The 15,877-nt window shown below is 69.5% G+C and carries 19 protein-coding genes; 3 read left to right on the top strand and 16 right to left on the bottom strand.

Translation table 11 applies throughout. The annotated features are described in order from the left end of the window. Nucleotides 1-108 precede the first annotated feature (108 nt). The 3 genes from ACFUNE_RS06030 to ACFUNE_RS06020 form a co-directional block, all read right to left on the bottom strand. A complete protein-coding gene (locus ACFUNE_RS06030) occupies nucleotides 109-651 on the bottom strand; it encodes an MOSC domain-containing protein (protein ID WP_383563064.1) in 543 nt (180 codons plus the stop codon). Beyond that, nucleotides 648-830 carry a hypothetical protein gene (locus tag ACFUNE_RS06025; RefSeq protein ID WP_329237680.1) on the bottom strand — a complete coding sequence of 61 codons (183 nt, stop codon included), beginning with the start codon at nucleotides 828-830 and terminating at the stop codon, nucleotides 648-650. The genes ACFUNE_RS06030 and ACFUNE_RS06025 overlap by 4 nt, the downstream gene beginning before the upstream one ends. Before the next feature lie 108 nt (nucleotides 831-938). Beyond that, nucleotides 939-2,003 (bottom strand): fatty acid desaturase family protein, encoded by a 1,065-nt coding sequence (locus ACFUNE_RS06020; protein WP_383562725.1) that lies wholly within the window; start codon nucleotides 2,001-2,003, stop codon nucleotides 939-941. A 258-nt stretch (nucleotides 2,004-2,261) separates the two neighbouring features. Here ACFUNE_RS06020 and ACFUNE_RS06015 point away from each other — a divergent pair, with 258 nt between their 5' ends. From ACFUNE_RS06015 to ACFUNE_RS06005, 3 genes are all read left to right on the top strand, one after another. After that, the gene (locus tag ACFUNE_RS06015; RefSeq protein ID WP_383562722.1) at nucleotides 2,262-5,138 is read left to right on the top strand and encodes an SNF2-related protein; all 2,877 of its coding nucleotides are present in this window, start codon (nucleotides 2,262-2,264) and stop codon (nucleotides 5,136-5,138) included. Continuing rightward, nucleotides 5,135-6,427: an SWF or SNF family helicase gene (locus tag ACFUNE_RS06010; RefSeq protein WP_383562718.1), complete on the top strand. Its 1,293-nt coding sequence runs from the start codon at nucleotides 5,135-5,137 to the stop codon at nucleotides 6,425-6,427. Before ACFUNE_RS06015 ends, ACFUNE_RS06010 begins: the two co-directional genes overlap by 4 nt. Before the next feature lie 98 nt (nucleotides 6,428-6,525). Continuing rightward, a complete protein-coding gene (locus tag ACFUNE_RS06005; RefSeq protein ID WP_383562715.1) occupies nucleotides 6,526-7,107 on the top strand; it encodes an N-acetylmuramoyl-L-alanine amidase in 582 nt (193 codons plus the stop codon). 134 nt (nucleotides 7,108-7,241) lie between these two features. Here the strand turns inward: ACFUNE_RS06005 and ACFUNE_RS06000 are convergent, their stop codons facing one another. The 13 genes from ACFUNE_RS06000 to ACFUNE_RS05940 all read right to left on the bottom strand — a co-directional run bounded on the left by ACFUNE_RS06000 (nucleotide 7,242) and on the right by ACFUNE_RS05940 (nucleotide 15,777). Beyond that, nucleotides 7,242-8,906 (bottom strand): MFS transporter, encoded by a 1,665-nt coding sequence (locus ACFUNE_RS06000; RefSeq protein ID WP_383562712.1) that lies wholly within the window; start codon nucleotides 8,904-8,906, stop codon nucleotides 7,242-7,244. A 218-nt stretch (nucleotides 8,907-9,124) separates the two neighbouring features. Beyond that, nucleotides 9,125-9,799, bottom strand: a complete 675-nt coding sequence (locus ACFUNE_RS05995; RefSeq protein ID WP_383562709.1) for a lytic polysaccharide monooxygenase — start codon at nucleotides 9,797-9,799, stop codon at nucleotides 9,125-9,127. A 105-nt stretch (nucleotides 9,800-9,904) separates the two neighbouring features. Then, a complete protein-coding gene (locus ACFUNE_RS05990) occupies nucleotides 9,905-10,060 on the bottom strand; it encodes a DUF6131 family protein (RefSeq protein WP_383562706.1) in 156 nt (51 codons plus the stop codon). A 130-nt stretch (nucleotides 10,061-10,190) separates the two neighbouring features. Beyond that, nucleotides 10,191-10,469, bottom strand: a complete 279-nt coding sequence (locus ACFUNE_RS05985) for a gas vesicle protein K (RefSeq protein ID WP_383562703.1) — start codon at nucleotides 10,467-10,469, stop codon at nucleotides 10,191-10,193. Next, complete coding sequence (locus tag ACFUNE_RS05980) at nucleotides 10,466-10,693, bottom strand: gas vesicle protein (protein WP_383562700.1); 228 nt, start codon at nucleotides 10,691-10,693, stop codon at nucleotides 10,466-10,468. The genes ACFUNE_RS05985 and ACFUNE_RS05980 overlap by 4 nt, the downstream gene beginning before the upstream one ends. A gap of 2 nt (nucleotides 10,694-10,695) precedes the next feature. Continuing rightward, nucleotides 10,696-11,520 carry a GvpL/GvpF family gas vesicle protein gene (locus ACFUNE_RS05975; RefSeq protein WP_383562697.1) on the bottom strand — a complete coding sequence of 275 codons (825 nt, stop codon included), beginning with the start codon at nucleotides 11,518-11,520 and terminating at the stop codon, nucleotides 10,696-10,698. A gap of 22 nt (nucleotides 11,521-11,542) precedes the next feature. Continuing rightward, the gene (locus ACFUNE_RS05970; protein ID WP_383562694.1) at nucleotides 11,543-11,881 is read right to left on the bottom strand and encodes a gas vesicle protein; all 339 of its coding nucleotides are present in this window, start codon (nucleotides 11,879-11,881) and stop codon (nucleotides 11,543-11,545) included. Further along, nucleotides 11,878-12,957, bottom strand: coding sequence for an SRPBCC family protein (locus tag ACFUNE_RS05965; protein WP_383562691.1), 1,080 nt, complete (start codon nucleotides 12,955-12,957; stop codon nucleotides 11,878-11,880). Before ACFUNE_RS05965 ends, ACFUNE_RS05970 begins: the two co-directional genes overlap by 4 nt. 6 nt (nucleotides 12,958-12,963) lie before the next feature. Next, nucleotides 12,964-13,962, bottom strand: a complete 999-nt coding sequence (locus tag ACFUNE_RS05960) for a histone H1-like repetitive region-containing protein (RefSeq protein WP_383562689.1) — start codon at nucleotides 13,960-13,962, stop codon at nucleotides 12,964-12,966. A 7-nt stretch (nucleotides 13,963-13,969) separates the two neighbouring features. Beyond that, nucleotides 13,970-14,224 carry a gas vesicle protein GvpG gene (locus ACFUNE_RS05955; RefSeq protein ID WP_383562686.1) on the bottom strand — a complete coding sequence of 85 codons (255 nt, stop codon included), beginning with the start codon at nucleotides 14,222-14,224 and terminating at the stop codon, nucleotides 13,970-13,972. 1 nt (nucleotide 14,225) lies between these two features. Further along, nucleotides 14,226-14,975 (bottom strand): GvpL/GvpF family gas vesicle protein, encoded by a 750-nt coding sequence (locus ACFUNE_RS05950; RefSeq protein WP_383562683.1) that lies wholly within the window; start codon nucleotides 14,973-14,975, stop codon nucleotides 14,226-14,228. A 3-nt stretch (nucleotides 14,976-14,978) separates the two neighbouring features. Then, nucleotides 14,979-15,425 (bottom strand): gas vesicle protein GvpJ, encoded by a 447-nt coding sequence (gvpJ, locus tag ACFUNE_RS05945; protein WP_383562680.1) that lies wholly within the window; start codon nucleotides 15,423-15,425, stop codon nucleotides 14,979-14,981. A gap of 31 nt (nucleotides 15,426-15,456) precedes the next feature. Next, nucleotides 15,457-15,777 (bottom strand): gas vesicle protein, encoded by a 321-nt coding sequence (locus ACFUNE_RS05940; protein WP_383562677.1) that lies wholly within the window; start codon nucleotides 15,775-15,777, stop codon nucleotides 15,457-15,459. Nucleotides 15,778-15,877: the final 100 nt, after the last annotated feature.

Here is a 15,877-nt window from a genome sequence, read left to right as displayed (position 1 = left end):
GAGCGGGCGGGCCCGCTCCTAGGAGGAGATCATCGCCCCGCTGCTCCGGCCCGGGTGTGCGGACCCTCCTGGCCTGCCCGTGACCGGGCGGCCAGGAAGCCCGCGTCGCTAGACCTGCTCCAGCGGCCGGTGAGGTCCGGCGGGCAGCTCGGCTCGTATCGCGTCACCGGGCCGCACGGCTCCGCCCGTCGTCACGACGCCCATGATTCCCGCCCTGCGGACGACGGTGCCGTCGTCCGCGCGGCCGACGACCTGCTTGAGCAGGCCGCTCTGGAATCTGTCGATCTGCAGGCACGGATTCCGCAATCCGGTCACCTCGACGACGGCCTCGTCGCCGAGGTGGAGCAGGGTGCCGACGGGGAGGCCGAGGAGATCGATCCCGCTGGTGGTGACGTTCTCCCCGAGATCGCCCGGCACGACCTCGAACCCCGCCGCCCTCAGCTCGGCGAACAGCTCCTGGTGGATGAGGTGGACCTGACGCAGGTTGGGCTGCGTCGGGTCCTGGGCGACCCGGGAGCGGTGCTTCACCGTGACCCCCGCGTGGACGTCGCCCTCCACTCCGAGCCCGGCCAGCAGCATCACGCCGGCCCTGTTCGGCTTGGTGAAGGAATACACGCCATTGCTGCTCACCGCGGTGACTGTGCTGTTCAGCGCCCTATCTCCTTGCGACTGATCCGGCGGAGCCTGCGCCTCTGTGCCGGGTCGAGCATGAGGTACCCCACCGTGGGTACACCGATGAGGACCAGCAGCGACCACCAGAATCCGATGAACGGAATCAGGACGACTGCCGCGACGACTCCCCCGATGGCGATCTTTGCACCGTTCGACATGATCCGTGCCTCCTCCGCGGCCGGAGCCGCTCCTGGTGAGAGAACGCCTGCGCGCCCCTGTCGGTTCCAGCCGCACGGCCGCATCATCCGGCTCGTCGGCCGGTGGACCTAGCGGAGCGGTTCGCCGACCTCATGCATGTGCTGCAGGGCCTGGCGGTAGGACTCGATGATGCCCGTCTCCGCGTACGGCATGCCGATCGACGCGCAGTGCGCCTTGACCAGGGGCTGCGCGAGCCGCAGGTGGGGCCGGGGCATGCTCGGGAAGAGGTGGTGCTCGATCTGGTAGTTGAGACCGCCGAGCAGCCAGTCGGTGAGGACCGCACCACGCACGTTGCGGGAGGTGAGGACCTGACGCTGCAGATGCCCCCAGCGGTCACCGTCGGGGTCGGGCATCTCCATGCCCTTGTGGTTCGGGGCGAAAGCCATGCCCAGGTGGAGACCGAACAGCGCGTGGTGCACGAGGGCGAAGACGACGGCCTTGCCGGGTGACATGACGGTCAGGAGCAGCGTCGCGTAGAGCGCGAGGTGTCCGGCAAGCAGGACGCCTGAGAGCGCGCGTTCACGAACGGGCTGACGGCGCAGGAACTGGAAGCCGTAGATCTTGAGGGCGATGCCTTCGAGGAGCAGCATCGGGAAGAAGAGACGCGCCTGGTTGCGGGTGAGCCAGCGGGAGAATCCCTCGCGCTGAGCGGCCTGCTTCTGGGTCCAGACCAGGGCGCCGACACCGACGTCGGGGTCCTTGTCTATGTGGTTCGGGTTGGCGTGGTGACGTACGTGCTTGTCGTTCCACCATGCCTCGTTCATCCCGAGGAGCAGATTGGCGTGCACGAGGCCGAGTGCCCGGCCCGCCTTCCGGTCGCCGGTTATCTGGGCGTGGCCGGCGTCGTGCCCGAAGAAGGCCGTCCGAGTCCACAGGACGGCCAGCGGCAGGGCGAGGAACAGGTTCCACCAGGTGTCGCCGAGCAGCACCATGCCGGTGATCACGGCGCCCAGGGCGGTCAGGTTGGCGGCTATGCCCGCCGCGTACCAGCCGGTGCGCCGCTCGAGGAGGCCCTGCCCCTTGACGGTCTTCAGGAGCGGTGCGAAATCACTTCCGGGAGCCGGAGGGTTTGCCGGGCTCTCCGATCCGTCGCGGGTGTTCTGCGCAACGGTGGCTGCTACCGCCTGGGGCATGACGTCTCCGGTTTCTGGGCATCTGCGCTGACCTCGTCAAACGTACGGATGGCGGGCCTGCGGCAGCCATGGCGCCATCACCCCGGTCGTAAGGGGGGAATCCCCCGTGTCCGATGGTGGTGCGGGCTGTACCGCAAGCCTCAGAAGGCAGAAATGAGTGAGGTGGATCACTGGGCATTCCCCCCGGAACGGGCCGCGGGTGGGGTACCCTCGGCGACCCCGGGCTCACTAGTCAAATTTGAGGAATCTGACATCGCTGTGCACAGGCTCCCTGCGGAAACGCTCAACGAGAACTCCGAACTGTCCCGCTGCTCCGCAGTCTTCCTCCCCGCGGATCCGGCCCGTACCGGCCTGATCGCGTTCTGGAATGCGGACGGTAGCACCCCTGCCCTCCGTCCAGGGAGTCCCGCCGAACTGACGGTGGCCGGAACGGACGGCAGCCCTTACGTGGTCCCTGCGTTGCTGATACCGGTGAGGGAGGCGCTGCCGCTCCTGACACGGGCCCGAGCCGACGCTCTGGCCTCCCCGTCCACGGCGTTCTGGGGCGCCGCCGGGGTCCTCGCCCTCCAACTCGTCGCGCGCGGACTTCTGCTGCCGGGACTGAGCCCCCTGGACCACGACGCCTGGCGGGCCGGCCCGCTGACCGCGGACGACCTGGAGCGCATCCAGGTCCTGGCGGCCTCCATGCCTCCCGAGGCGCACGCGGCGCCACTCGAAGGCGACGAGGACGGTCCCGTCATGCTGACCGATCCCGAGCCGCTGCTGCGGTCGTTCCTCGACGCGGTGGTGGACGGGATGCCCCGTACACCGGCGGCCCAGTTCGTCACCGGCACACCGGCGTTCGCCGGACACGCCGCACAGCATCGCCCCGGACTGCGCCCGTGGGCGGCCGATGTCGCGGCCGGTCACGATGCCGGCGTGCGGCTCTCCCTGCGCGTCGAGGTCTCGGGACTCACCGACACGGAGCACATGGACGGAGCCGGGTCCGCTCCCGCGTTCCGCGCGGTCCTGCAGATCCACAGTGTCCAGGACCCCGCTCTGGTCGCCGACGCGGCCGATGTGTGGGCCGACCGCTCCCCCGCGGCGTCGCTGTTCGGTCCGCGCGCCCGCATGGACGCCCTGCTCGCGCTGCGGCGCGCCGCACGGGCCTGGCCGCCGCTGACCCCTCTCCTGTCGGCCGCCGTTCCGGACGCGGTCGAACCGGCCGACGAGGAGGTCGCGGAGCTGTTGGGGCCGGCCGCGAAGGCCCTGGCCGCGACGGGCGTCCAGGTGCACTGGCCCAAGGAGCTGGCGCGGAAGCTCACGGCGCGGGCGGTGATCGGCCTGCGGGACGACGACAGCGGAACCGCGGCGCGGACCGGGTCGGACACACCGTCCTTCCTGTCCGCGGACTCCGTACTCGCATTCGACTGGCGATTCGCGCTGGGCGACAGATCGCTGAGCAGGGAGGAGCTCGACCGGCTGGCCGAGGCGGGAAGACCGCTGGTCAGGCTCCGCGACCAGTGGGTGCTCATCGATCCCGAGGACGCCGAGCGCGCCCGCGGGACCCGGGACCGCAAGGTCACCCCCATCGACGCTCTGGGTGCTGTGCTGACAGGCACCACCGACGTCGACGGCCGCCAGGTGCAGGTGGCCGCCACCGGCCGGCTCGAGCAGCTGCGGGCCAGGATCGCCGACCCGGAGTCGGGTGAACACCGTGCGGTGGGGCAGCCGGAGGCGCTCGCCGCGAGCCTGCGCGACTACCAGCTGCGTGGCCTGGACTGGCTTCACACCATGACGTCGCTCGGCCTGGGCTGCTGCCTCGCCGACGACATGGGACTCGGCAAGACCATCACGCTGATCGCTCTGCATCTGCACCGCCAGGGAGTCGAATCGGCCGCGGGGCCCACACTCGTGGTGTGCCCGACCTCCCTGATGGGCAACTGGCAGCGGGAGATCGAGAAGTTCGCGCCGGGCACAGCGGTACGCCGTTTCCACGGCGCGTCACGCTCGCTGGAGGGCCTGGCCGAGGGCGAGTTCGTCCTCACCACGTACGGCACGATGCGTCTCGACGCGGCGCGGCTGGCGCAGACGCCCTGGGGCATGGTCGTCGCCGACGAGGCGCAGCACGTCAAGAACCCGCATTCGGCGACCGCCAGGCAGCTGCGCACCATCGGAGCGCGGGCCCGGGTCGCCCTCACGGGCACCCCGGTGGAGAACAACCTCTCCGAGCTGTGGGCGATCCTCGACTGGACGACCCCCGGGCTCCTCGGCCGTCTCGGAACGTTCCGCGCCCGCTACGCGAGCGCGGTGGAAGGCGGCAGCGACCCCGCGGCCGCCGAGCGGCTCGCCTCACTGGTCCGGCCGTTCCTCCTGCGACGGCACAAGTCCGATCCCGGCATCGCACCGGAGCTCCCGCCGAAGACGGAGACCGACCGCACGGTCTCGCTCACGGCGGAACAGACCGGCCTGTACGAAGCGGTGGTGCGCGAGACGCTCGACGAGATCTCCGGCGCGGACGGATTCGCGCGGCGCGGGCTGGTCATGAAGCTGCTGACGGCACTCAAGCAGATCTGCAACCACCCGGCGCAGTACCTCAAGGAGGAGCAGCCGCGGATCGTGGACCGTTCGGGGAAGGTGGAGCTGCTGGACGAGCTGCTCGACACGATCCTGACCGAGGGCGCGAGCGTGCTGGTCTTCACCCAGTACGTGCAGATGGCACGCCTGCTGGAACAGCACCTCGCGGCACGCGGGATCCGCACCCAGTTCCTGCACGGCGGCACTCCGGTCGCCGAGCGGGAGGCCATGGTGAACCGCTTCCAGGAGGGCGGGGCGCCGGTGTTCCTGCTGTCGCTCAAGGCAGCGGGCACGGGACTGAACCTCACCCGCGCCGGTCATGTCGTGCACTTCGACCGCTGGTGGAATCCGGCCGTGGAGGCACAGGCCACCGACCGTGCCTACCGGATCGGGCAGACGCAGCCGGTACAGGTGCACCGGCTGATCGCCGAGGGCACCGTCGAGGACCGGATCGCCGCCATGCTGGAGCGGAAACAAGGGCTCGCCGACGCCGTGCTCGGCGGCGGCGAGTCCGCGCTGAGCGAACTGAGCGATGCCGAACTGGCCGAACTGGTCGAACTCCGAGGGGGCGCACGATGAACCGAGGTCACGAGCCGGAGCGTACGTTCGCACCGCTCCCGCCCGCGCAGGGCCGCGGATTCGCCACCTCCTGGTGGGGCCGGGCGTGGCTGAAGGCGCTGGAGGACACGGCACTCGACGGTGCCCAGCTCAAGAAGGGGCGGAGACTGGCCAGGGAGGGAAGGGTCGGCGCCGTGTCGGTGCGTCCCGGCCGGCTCACCGCGGTCGTCCAGGACCGCGATGCCACGGCCTACCGCAGCGATGTGCTGCTCCAGGAGCTGAGCGAGGAGGACTGGGACCGCTTCCTGGACATGGCGTCCGAACGGGCCGGGCACATCGCTGCCTTGCTCGACCGTGAGATGCCCCCGCACCTGGTGGAGGACGCGGCCGCCGCCGGACTCGAACTCCTGCCCGGCATCGGCGACCTGGAGCCCGAGTGCAGTTGCGAGGCCTGGGACCACTGTCCGCATACGGGCGCCCTGTGCTACCAGGTGGCGCGGCTGCTCGACCAGGATCCGTTCGTACTGCTGCTGTTGCGGGGCAGGGACGAGCGGTGGCTCCTCGACGAGCTGCAGTCCCGCAGTGCCGCGCGAGCGGCCGGCGGGCTGGCCAGCACGGTCCCGCCGGAGGGTCTCGCCGAGGGACCGTCGCAGCGGGGGGTGCGGGCCGACGAGGCCTTCGCGGCCCGGGACATCCTGCCGCCGCTTCCGGCTCCCCCGCCCATGCCGGCAGAGCCGGGCCTTCCGCCGTCGCTCGACACGGAGAGGGACCCGGTGGCCGGGATCGACCCCGCCGCGCTGGAGTTCCTCGCCGCGGACAGCGCCGTACGGGCGTTCGCGATGCTGGCGGACGCCCGTGGCGCGCGCCACGCGCAGCAGCCTCTGTCCGCGGAGTTGACACCCGAGCAGGACGCGGTGCGGCTGGCCGCCGACGGCCGGGCCGGCGCCGATGTCACGGCGCGGCTGGCAGCGGCGTCCGGTCGCGGGCCGGCCGGGCTCGCCGTCGCGGTGCGGGCCTGGCGGTTCGGCGGGACGGCCGCGCTGGCGGTGTGCGACGAGGAGTGGCTGCCGGGCCCGGACGAGCTCGCCCGGGCCCGGGCACAGCTCGCCGCCGCGTGGGAGGAGGCCGAGGAGCCCCGAATCAGGGCTGCCGGAAACCGCTGGACGCTGGTCGGGTCCGGTACGCAGCTGCGGCTCGGACGCGACGGGCGGTGGTGGCCGTACACCGAGGAGGGGAGCGGGTGGGTGCCGGCCGGACCCGCGGAGGAGGATCCCGGGGCGGCCCTGGCCTGGGCCCTGTCCGGCCCCTGAGGGGGCGTCACGTACCGTCGGCGCCTGCGCGGAACCGTACGGTGGGGCGGCGCGTGTTGTGCCGTAGAGAGGCCCACGTCCCACGCACGGGAGCACTGATGCAGCGCAGGCGGATTCTCCAGGGCGCCGCGGTCACGGCCGCCGCGGCGCTCCTTCCCGCGTCCGTCCGGGCCGTGGCCGCTCCCACGGCGGAGACCGACTACGCCGGCGCGCAGTGGTTCCCGGCGTCGGCGTCCAACTACACGCCCGCGAGCGGCCCTTCGGCACATGCGGTCGACCTGGTCGTCATCCATGTCGCCCAGCAGACGTTCTCGCAGACGGTCGGCATCTTCCAGAATCCGGCCAAACAGGTGTCCGCCCACTACGTGGTGCGCTCGGGAGACGGATTCGTCGCCCAGTGCGTGCGCGAACGTGACATCGCCTGGCACGCGGGCAGCTGGGACCACAACACCCGCAGCATAGGCATCGAGCACGAGGGCTGGATCGACCAGCCCGCCTACTTCACCCACACGATGTACGAGCGTTCGGCGCGGCTCACCGCGGACATCTGTGACCGTTACGACCTGCCCAAGGACCGCGCCCACATCATCGGCCACCACGAGGTACCGGGCAGCGACCACACCGACCCGGGGGCGCACTGGGACTGGGGGCGCTACATCCGCCTCGTCAACCTGGTCTGAGAACCTGCCGCTCGGCGAGCGGGCGGTGGTGCCAGAGGGAACCGAAAGTGAGTGAGAGCGGGACGCCGGACCTGCAGCCGGCCGACACCTCGGGACGTGGTCGAGGAGAAGCCCGGCGGGGAGTCCGCCTCCCCCTACCCAGGTGGAGGGGTAGTCTCGCCCCCGCCTCGTTTCCGTGTCGGGACTCCGGCGTCGCGCGTCCCGTCCGAACGCCCGTCCCCAGGTGCGCCTTCCGTCCCGTCCTCGTCCACCATCGGCGTCGCCATGGCACCGCCTCCCCGCAGGCGTTCCAGGTCGGAGGAGCGGACCTGGATGACCAGCACGGCTATCAGCGCGGCCACGACGGCGAAGATCGCCGCGGCGACGAAAGCACTGGAGACACCCGAGGTCAGGACCTGGTCGCCCCACGGTGCGGGGAGCTCTCCCGTCCTGCGGAACTCGAGCTGCTGGGCCGGGGTCGCCTCGGCCATGAACCGGGGCACCTGGTCCGTCGCCTCGTTGCGGCTGGCCGTGCCGAACACAGTGACCAGGATGGACAACCCCAGGGAGCCGCCGACCTGTTGAGTGGCGTTGAGGACGCCGGAGGCGGCCCCCGCCTCTCGCGACGCCACCCCCGACACCGCCATCAGCGTCAGCGAGACGAACTGCATGCCCATGCCGAAACCGAACACCAGCACAGGTCCGAGGATGCTTCCGAGGTAGGTGCTGTCGATGTCGGTACGGGTCAGCCAGCCGAGTCCGGCCGCGGCGAAGATCGCACCCGCCACCATGAAGGGTTTGGGCCCCCATCTGGGCAGCAGCTGGGAGGCGAGCCCCGCGCTGACCGCGATGATCGCACTGACCGGCAGGAAGGCGAGACCCGCCTGCAGCGGGCTGAAGTCGAGGATGTTCTGCACGAACAGGGTCAGGAAGAAGAACATCCCGAACATGGCCGCGGCCAGGCTCAGCATCATCCCGTAGGTCCCGGCACGATTGCGGTCCCGGAACATGCGCAGGGGTGTGATGGGTTGCTTCGACCCGCGCTCGACGGCCAGGAAGGCGAGGAGGAACACCACGGCGGCGACGAATGCCCCGATGGTGACGACGTCGCTCCAGCCGTCCTCGGAAGCCCGGATGAATCCGTAGACGAGGAGGACCATCCCCAAGGTGGAGGTGAGCGCGCCCAACAGGTCGAAGTGGCCGGGGTGGCGTTCGGATTCCTTGATGAAGCGGGGTGTGGCGAAGGCGATCAGCAGGCCGATGGGCACATTGACGAAGAGCACCCAGCGCCAGTCGAGCCACTCCACGAGCACGCCGCCGGCGAGCAGTCCGATCGCGCTTCCGCCGGCGGAGACCGCCGCGAACACCCCGAACGCCCGGTTGCGCGCGGGACCCTCATGGAAGGTCGTGGTGATGAGGGAGAGTGCGGTCGGCGAGGCGATCGCGCCACCGACGCCCTGCAGCGCACGCGCCGCCAGCAGCTGCCAGGACTCCTGCGAGAGCCCACCCAGCAACGACGCCAGTACGAAGAGCAGGACGCCGAAGATGAAGACCCTCCGGCGTCCGAGGATGTCGCCCAGCCGTCCGCCGAGCAGGAGCAGCCCGCCGAAGGTCAGGGTGTACGCGTTGATGACCCACGACAGGCTCTCGGTCGAGAAGCCGAGGGAGGTCTGGATGTGCGGCAGGGCGATGTTCACGATGGTGATGTCGAGAACCACCATCAGCTGGCACGAGGCGATGATGAGCAGGGCGATCCCGTTGCCGCCGCCCCGCTTCGGGGATTCGGCAATCGGCGCGGACTTCCCTCGGGATGCTGTCATAGCGTTACGTGCCGTACGAGTAGCGGTGAACAGAAACATTCACTCATCGAACTTAGGACGGACCGGACGGGACCGCCAATCGATCACCGGCCGGCGCCGTGGCAGGCTTCCCGGCCAACCGCTCGACGTCCCGCCGGACATGGTGCGGCCGGCGGGACGGGACGCGATCTGCCATCGGCTCCGAGGAGGCGATCAGCCATCGACTCCCTGGACCGGGGTCAGGTGAAGTTCACGTCACTGCAGAGGAAGTACGTCTGGTCCATGTGCGACGCCTGCCAGATCGTGTAGACCACGTGGCGGCCGCTGAGGCCGGAGGTGCTCACCGGGATCTCGTAGTTCTGACTGGGGCCGTAACTGCCCGTCTCGGCGACCAGCTGGAGATCACTCCAGCTCAGCGCCTCCGTGGCGGGGTCGAATCCATTCCTGGTGACGTACACCTGGAAGTAGTCGGCGCCGTGACTGGCCTGGTCGTACAGCTTCACGGTGAAGTCGTCGGTGATGTCCGTGGTCTTCCACGCACCCACGGCGTCGAGGGCGTCGTACCGGCCGCTCTCCGTCCGGCCACCGCTGCACAGCTGACCGTCGGGCACGGCGGCCGGGAAGTTCCCGCCGGAGCCGTTTCGGTACAGCCCGTTCCAGTTCCAGATGGCGTTGGGATTTGCCTGCCACGCCTGCCAGCACAGGGGGTCTTCCTGCTCCATGGCCGGATTCTGGAAGTCGTCGCCCCAACGCAGCCAGCAGCCGTAGTTGCGGGAAGCCGGGTCGACGACGGAGCCGTGGGCGTTCGCGGTGCCCGTCCACGGGAGCAGGCCGAGGAGGGCGGCGACGCAGACACCGAGGAGGCGCAGCGCCCAGCCACTCACCCTTAAGTTGATGCGATCATGACAATTCATGGTGCGATCTCCATTCGTGGAGGTGGGGGGATCCACCGGCGTGGGAGCGCTCCCGCGCCACTTGGGCATTGCCCCGCCACCCCCACCTCAAACCTGCCCGCGACATCACCAGTAGTGGCGACGACCTCCGACCGCATGCCCCACGGCTCCCAGGATCCACAGGACGAGCCCGATGACGAGCAGGATGATTCCGATGGTCCACAGGATGCCCAGGCCGGTCACCAGCCCGAGGATCAGAAGAATGGCTCCTATGACGATCATGACAGCCTCCGCTCACGGTACCCCCGCACGATGATTGGGGGCATATATGAGCATATGCCTAATTGGGCACGGTGTTCGCAGGTTCACAGTCGCAGCGATGAGCTGGTTGGACCTTCCGGTGCGGCATACGTCAATCCCGCGGCAGGAGGGTCCCCAGCGGGCCGAGGTCCAGATTGAGGTCCTCGGGGCGCACCCCGTGCTGCTCGCAGAGTTCCGCCATCCTCTCGTCGAGCAGCATGAGGGTCGTTCCGATCTCGTCCACCTGGCCGTCGGTGAGGTCCCCCTGGTCGATACGGCGAATGGCCTGTCGCTCCATCAGCTGCCGGAGCAGCTCCACCACGGTCAGCACGAGGGCGACGAGATCGCGCCCCAACTGGTCCGAGTCGACGTCGAGACGTGAGGCGGTCACAGAGGGCCTCCGTCCGCCCACGGGGCAGGAACACGCTCGTTGACGGAGGAGAGCAGGGCGTGGAGGGACAGCCTCACGAGCGGAACGTCCGCGATCGCGATGACCAGATCACCGCTGATCACCACGCCCGTCGCCAGGACCCGGTCCAGCAGGTCGACGAGCGGCACCCCGATGGGGCCGCTCAAGGGCTCGGGGTTGTCCCAGGGCACCACGTCGCGCGGCATCTCTACACCTCACCCACGAAGGAGTACGGCACCCAGGGACCGGAGACGTCGATGCGGGCACCGGTCGTGTCCCGCAGTGTCCGGGTGAGCGCTTCCAGTTCGGTGGTTCGGTGCTTCGCGACCAGGTAGGTGGCGTTGAGCACCTGGAGGCTGCCGTTCTCCTCGAGCCCGGGGGTGTGCAGTCGCAGCCTTCGCCCCGCAGCGGCAAGGTCCTGGAAACCGGAGTCCACCGCCTCGGCGACCCGGAGGGAGTCCTCGTGCCGGCGTTCGCGCTGCGCCTGCACGCCTCTCTTGCGTTCCAGATAGGCGAGGCCTGCTCCGGGAGCCGGCCGGGAGCGCGGGGCGGCATTCTCCGTCCGGAGCGGGGCCGGGTCCGGGGCCGGGTCCGGGGCCGGAGGTGCGGTCGCGTAGACCTTCACCCCCCATTCGGCGTGACCCGCGGTGCGTTCCAGGGCGGCGCGGAAGCGTGTGGCCTCGTCGAGGAGCGACTGCCGGGCCCGCGCCTCGCCGTGGTACAGCGTGGCCAGCGGGAGAGGGACGGTGGGACACGAGGCGGCTGCAGCCGACACCACGTCGTGGTGTGCGCGGGCGTACCGTTCGAGTTCGTCGCGGTCGGACATGCGGGCCTGCCACACCTCGTCGGTGAAGTCCGCCGCCCGGACGGTCTGGACGATCGCGGCCAGCTCGCCGAACGGCAGACGCCGCAGCGGCTCACCGGCCGCGACCCCCGGCAGGCCGGAGAATGCCGCCGGGTCCGGGGCCTCGCACACCGCGAATACGTAGAGGGCGCTCTCGTCCGAAGGCTGTTCGGGTCCCCGCTCCGTCATGTGGCTCGCTTCTCCTTGCTGGTCACTGGTCCGGCGTCTCGTCCGTCTTCGCCTCGAGCGCCTGCAGACGCTCGCGCAGTTCGCGGTTCTCGTCCAGGAGGGAATTGCGCGCGGCACGCGAACTCAGCGCGGGATCCGTCTCCCACCAGTCGATCCCGGCCTTCTTCGCGGTGTCCACCGACGCCACGAACAGGCGGAGCCGAATGGTGAGCAGTTCGATGTCGAGAAGGTCGATCTTGATGTCGCCCGCGATGACGATGCCTTTGTCGAGGACCCGCTCGAGGATGTCCGCGAGGTTGGTGTTCGCCGGTCCCGGGACGGGGTACTGGTACGCCTCCCGCCCGAGGTCGAGATCTGTCACCTCGAGGCCCTCCGCGAACGCCGCTTCCTGGGGGCGGCTTCTTCTTCCTCTTCCTCCGGCTCCTCTTCCTCCGGTTCTTCCTCCTCGGGCTCCTCCTCGTCCTCGTACTCCTCTTCCGGCTCTTCTTCCTCCTCCTCGTCCTCGGGCTCTTCTTCGTCCTCCTCCTCGTCCTCGTCCTCCAGTCCCTCTTCCTCCTCCTCCGGCTCCTCATCGTCCTCGTAGTCGGAGTCCTCGGGCTCCTCGCCCTCTGCCTCCTCCTTCTCCAAGGCCTCTTCGTGCGTCACGGTGACTTCCCCGTCGTGAATCTCACCGCGCCAGCCCTCGGGCTCCTCGTCGGTGAGCGTGACGAACCGTTGGAAGAGTTTGAAGTCGAGGCGCATGCGCCGGCCCTGCACCCGCCACAGGTTGCCCGTCTTCTCGAAGAAGCCCGAGGGGAAGTACTCGATCACCAGGACGATCCGGGTGAGGCTCGGCGCCAGTTCGTGGAAGCTGACGCAGCCACGAGTGGAGCCCTTGGCCCCCTCGGAGGTCCACACGATCCGGTCGTCGGGCACCTGCTCCTGGACCGTCGCCTTGAAGCCGCGCGTGGACGGGCCGATCTTGACCTTCCAGTCGCTCGACATCTCCTCGTCCATCGAGACGCTCTGCACGCCCTTCGCGAAGCTGCCGAACTTGTCGTACCGCGTCCAGTAGTCGTACGCGTCACGCAGAGGCACACCCACATCGAGGGCCTCGATGATGTTCATGGACTTGCCCCCGCCGGACTTGCTCTTGCCCTTCCCGCCCCCGAACGCGTCCTTGGCCTTGTCCACGACCTTGTCCTTGACGTTCCCGGCCTTCTCCGAGACGAAGGCCTTCACCGGTGAGTCACCCTGCGCGATACGCGACACGATCGACGGCAGCGAGCCTCCGTTGTCGGCGATGTCGCCGAGCTGGCCCGTGAGGCCGGTCAGCTTGTCGCCGGCCTTCTGCGCCAGCTTCTCCGTCTGCGCGCCGAGAAAGTTCGAGAACTCTCCGCGGAGACGGTCCATGCCGGACTCGTCCGCCTCGGGTTCATCCTTGTCCGTCCTGGCCATGGCTGCCTACCTCCGCCGTTCGCCGCGCTTGGACGCGGTTCGCTTCGATGACGTCGTCTTCTTGGCTGAAGTGGTCTTACGGGCCGACGACTTCTTGGCAGGCGCCTTCCGGGCTGCCGACTTCTTCGCCGGTGCCGCCTTCTTGGCTGCCGCCTTCTTGGCCGGTGCCGCCTTCTTCGCCGGCGCCTTCTTGGCCGGTGCGGACTTCTTGGCCGCGGTCTTCTTAGCCGGAGCGGTCTTCTTCCCGCCGGCCTTACTGGCCTGGGCCTTCTTCGCTGCGGCCTTCTTCTCCGGGGCCTTCTTCTCAGGCGGCTTCTTCGCCTCGGCCTTCTTGGCGGCCGGCGGCTTCTTCGCCGCCGCCTTCTTGCCGGGCCCGCGCCCGGCTTCCTCGTCCGAAGGCTTGGCCCGGCGGCCACTCGGCCGCGGCTCTTCCGGCTCCTCCCCCTCGTCCTCGTCCTCCTCTTCGTCCGCGTCCTCGTCCTCGTCCTCCTCTTCGTCCGCGTCCTCGTCCTCCTCTTCGTCCTCCTCTTCGTCCGCGTCCTCGTCCTCGTCCTCCTCCTCGTCCTCCTCCTCGTCCTCCGGCTCCTCGTCCTCCGGTCCCTCTTCCTCGTCGTACTCCTCGTCTTCGGACTCAGGCTCTTCCTCGTCGTACTCGCCCTCGTACTCCTCTTCCTCTTCGTCTTCCTCCGCAGGCCGCCCCAGCCGCGCCGTCCGGTCGCTGAGAACGTCTGCCAGCGAGTTCATGCGCCGGTCCGCCGCCGCTGTCAGTGCTTTGCGGCCCGAGTCGAAGACCTCGCCCTTCAGTTGCTCCTGGAGTTCCGCGAACTGCGGCATCTCACCCAGCCTGCGCATGCCTTCGGCAGCGAGCTGGCGGGGTTCCAGGCCGAATCGCCTGCCTGCCAGATAGGTCGCGACGGAGAGTGCGAGGCGGCCCTTCTTCGTCCGGCCGAGCACGTATCCGCCCACCAGGGCTGCCGCGAGCGTCGCCTTCGTCTGATCTTCCATGAGTGAGTCACCTTCGATGGTTCGGCAGGGGGCGGACTCGTGCGGCATGAAGCCGGTCGAGCAGCGCCTCCTCTTCCCGTTCGAACTCCTCCAGGCCGACGCTGCCGTCCTCGAGCTCCTGATTCAGCGCGGCGAGCTGCGCCCGGATCACGCCTGGATCGTGGAGCTCGCGGTCGGCGACGTCGTTCACCTTCTCCGCCACCCAGACGACCCCACGGACCGGCGCGAGGGGCAGCATGAGAAGGCCGGTGAACAGTCCCATGTCAGCTCCCTGCGACCGGGGTCCGGAGAGTGCGGGAGGCGACGAAGCTGTAGCAGGGCAGCGGTCCCGCGACGCGGAGTTCGACGTGTTGGCGATGTGTGTCGGCGAACCGCTGGACCGTGGCCCGGAAGGTGTCGCTCGCGCTCCGGTCGACGAGGAAGGACACGTTGAGCGCACAGCCCTGGACCTCGGGGCCGGCCGACACCGCGCGAGCCATCGGCGTGAGTTTGTGGAGGATCTTCCTCCCCGCCTCGGCCGCCCGGCGTGCCAGAGCGGTCGCCACGGCCTCTCCGAGTCTGACGTTCGCCTCGTAGTCGGGGCGTCGGCGGACCGCCTCACGCAGCCGCCGCACGTTCTTCTCTTCGGCGATGACGGCCGCGAGCGAGTCGTGGGCGGGCAGCGCCTTGAGATTGATCTCGACTCCGCCGTCCAGGTAGCTCAGCGCGGCGACGTGTTCCGCCTGCGATCCGGCGAGCTGGGCACGCACCGAATCCTCGTCGGGCGCGATGGCCCCGAACCGCATGGGCAGTACCGGACCGCTGTCCGAGAGGCGTAGCAAAACATCCTGATGCGCCATCAGATCGCGCCTTCGGGCGCGTAGTTGAGGTGGCGCATCGCTCACGACAGCGGAGACCTGCCCGTCACGGACGATCCGCAGCGCGGCCGGTGGACCGCCCACACCGACCGCGTCTGCCGGGAGCGAATCCTTCGCCGGGATGATCGCGTAGACGTACACACCGTTCTCGGTCACGGCTCACGCCTCCACGCGTCGGCGTCGGCTCGACCCGTCGCGCGCGGGTGCCCGGCGCTTCTTCGGACGCTCTTCCCGCTCGTCGTCCTCGTCGTCGCCGCTCCCGACCGCCTTGCGCACCGAGTCGCCGACGGACTCCGCCGCCTTGCGGACCTTGCGCTTGCCGACCGACTTGGCGACGCCGCCGCCGAGCAGCTCGGGGATGGTGGTGCTGCCCGAGTCGCGCTCCAGGTCGAGCCGGTTGCACGCCTCGGCGAAGCGGAGGTAGGTGTCCACACTGGCGACGACGATGCGCGCGTCGATCTTGAGGATCTCGATGCCGACCAGCGAGACCCTGATGAAGATGTCGATGACCATGCCCCGGTCCAGGATCAGTTCCAGGACGTCGTAGAGCGTGCCCGCCCGGGGCGGGCACGGGGCGACTTCGTCTGCGTACATGGTCGTGGTCATGGAACGTCCTTCCGGATGGGGGGCGAATCGGTCATTCGTCGGCGGACCCTCGCCGGTAGCGGCGGACCCTGCTGTACTCCGTCAGCTCGCCCCGCTCATCGATCTGCACCTCGTAGGAGGCCAGCAGGCTCGTCGTGTCCGGGATGCGGGCCACTTCCAGCACGTCGACGACGACGCACCATCCGTCGTCCTTCCGCCGCACGGCCGACACACCCTCCGCGGGGTGGCAGATGAGCCTTTCCAGGCTCTCGCAAGCAGCACGGGCAGCGTGCTCGGGGCCGCGTCGGGACGAGGAGCGGGGAGCTGCCGTTTTCGTGGTCTGCCCTGTGCGGGCACGACGATTCTCTGCCATGCAATCCAGTCTGATCAGGATCGGCTCCGCCGCATCTCGAAGAGGAGCGGGACGGACCGAGGCGCTCACCCTTTCGGCGTTCCGGCGGGACGCCGGCCGC

The organism is Streptomyces sp. NPDC057287 (genome assembly GCF_042667905.1).
Lineage (GTDB): Bacteria > Actinomycetota > Actinomycetes > Streptomycetales > Streptomycetaceae > Streptomyces.
The sequence above is the reverse complement of the archived record's forward strand: the minus strand, read 5'-3'. Positions and strand labels throughout refer to the sequence as shown.

Excerpts from the sequence above, each read along its gene's own strand:
- ACFUNE_RS06025 (WP_329237680.1), bottom strand. The coding sequence starts at position 830 with ATGTCGAACGGTGCAAAGATCGCCATCGGGGGAGTCGTCGCGGCAGTC.
- ACFUNE_RS06020 (WP_383562725.1), bottom strand. The coding sequence starts at position 2,003 with ATGCCCCAGGCGGTAGCAGCCACCGTTGCGCAGAACACCCGCGACGGA.
- ACFUNE_RS06010 (WP_383562718.1), top strand. The coding sequence starts at position 5,135 with ATGAACCGAGGTCACGAGCCGGAGCGTACGTTCGCACCGCTCCCGCCC.
- ACFUNE_RS06005 (WP_383562715.1), top strand. The coding sequence starts at position 6,526 with ATGCAGCGCAGGCGGATTCTCCAGGGCGCCGCGGTCACGGCCGCCGCG.
- ACFUNE_RS06000 (WP_383562712.1), bottom strand. The coding sequence starts at position 8,906 with ATGACAGCATCCCGAGGGAAGTCCGCGCCGATTGCCGAATCCCCGAAG.
- ACFUNE_RS05995 (WP_383562709.1), bottom strand. The coding sequence starts at position 9,799 with ATGAATTGTCATGATCGCATCAACTTAAGGGTGAGTGGCTGGGCGCTG.
- ACFUNE_RS05990 (WP_383562706.1), bottom strand. The coding sequence starts at position 10,060 with ATGATCGTCATAGGAGCCATTCTTCTGATCCTCGGGCTGGTGACCGGC.
- ACFUNE_RS05980 (WP_383562700.1), bottom strand. The coding sequence starts at position 10,693 with ATGCCGCGCGACGTGGTGCCCTGGGACAACCCCGAGCCCTTGAGCGGC.
- ACFUNE_RS05975 (WP_383562697.1), bottom strand. The coding sequence starts at position 11,520 with ATGACGGAGCGGGGACCCGAACAGCCTTCGGACGAGAGCGCCCTCTAC.
- ACFUNE_RS05965 (WP_383562691.1), bottom strand. The coding sequence starts at position 12,957 with ATGGCCAGGACGGACAAGGATGAACCCGAGGCGGACGAGTCCGGCATG.
- ACFUNE_RS05960 (WP_383562689.1), bottom strand. The coding sequence starts at position 13,962 with ATGGAAGATCAGACGAAGGCGACGCTCGCGGCAGCCCTGGTGGGCGGA.
- ACFUNE_RS05955 (WP_383562686.1), bottom strand. The coding sequence starts at position 14,224 with ATGGGACTGTTCACCGGCCTTCTCATGCTGCCCCTCGCGCCGGTCCGT.
- gvpJ (WP_383562680.1), bottom strand. The coding sequence starts at position 15,425 with ATGACCACGACCATGTACGCAGACGAAGTCGCCCCGTGCCCGCCCCGG.
- ACFUNE_RS05940 (WP_383562677.1), bottom strand. The coding sequence starts at position 15,777 with ATGGCAGAGAATCGTCGTGCCCGCACAGGGCAGACCACGAAAACGGCA.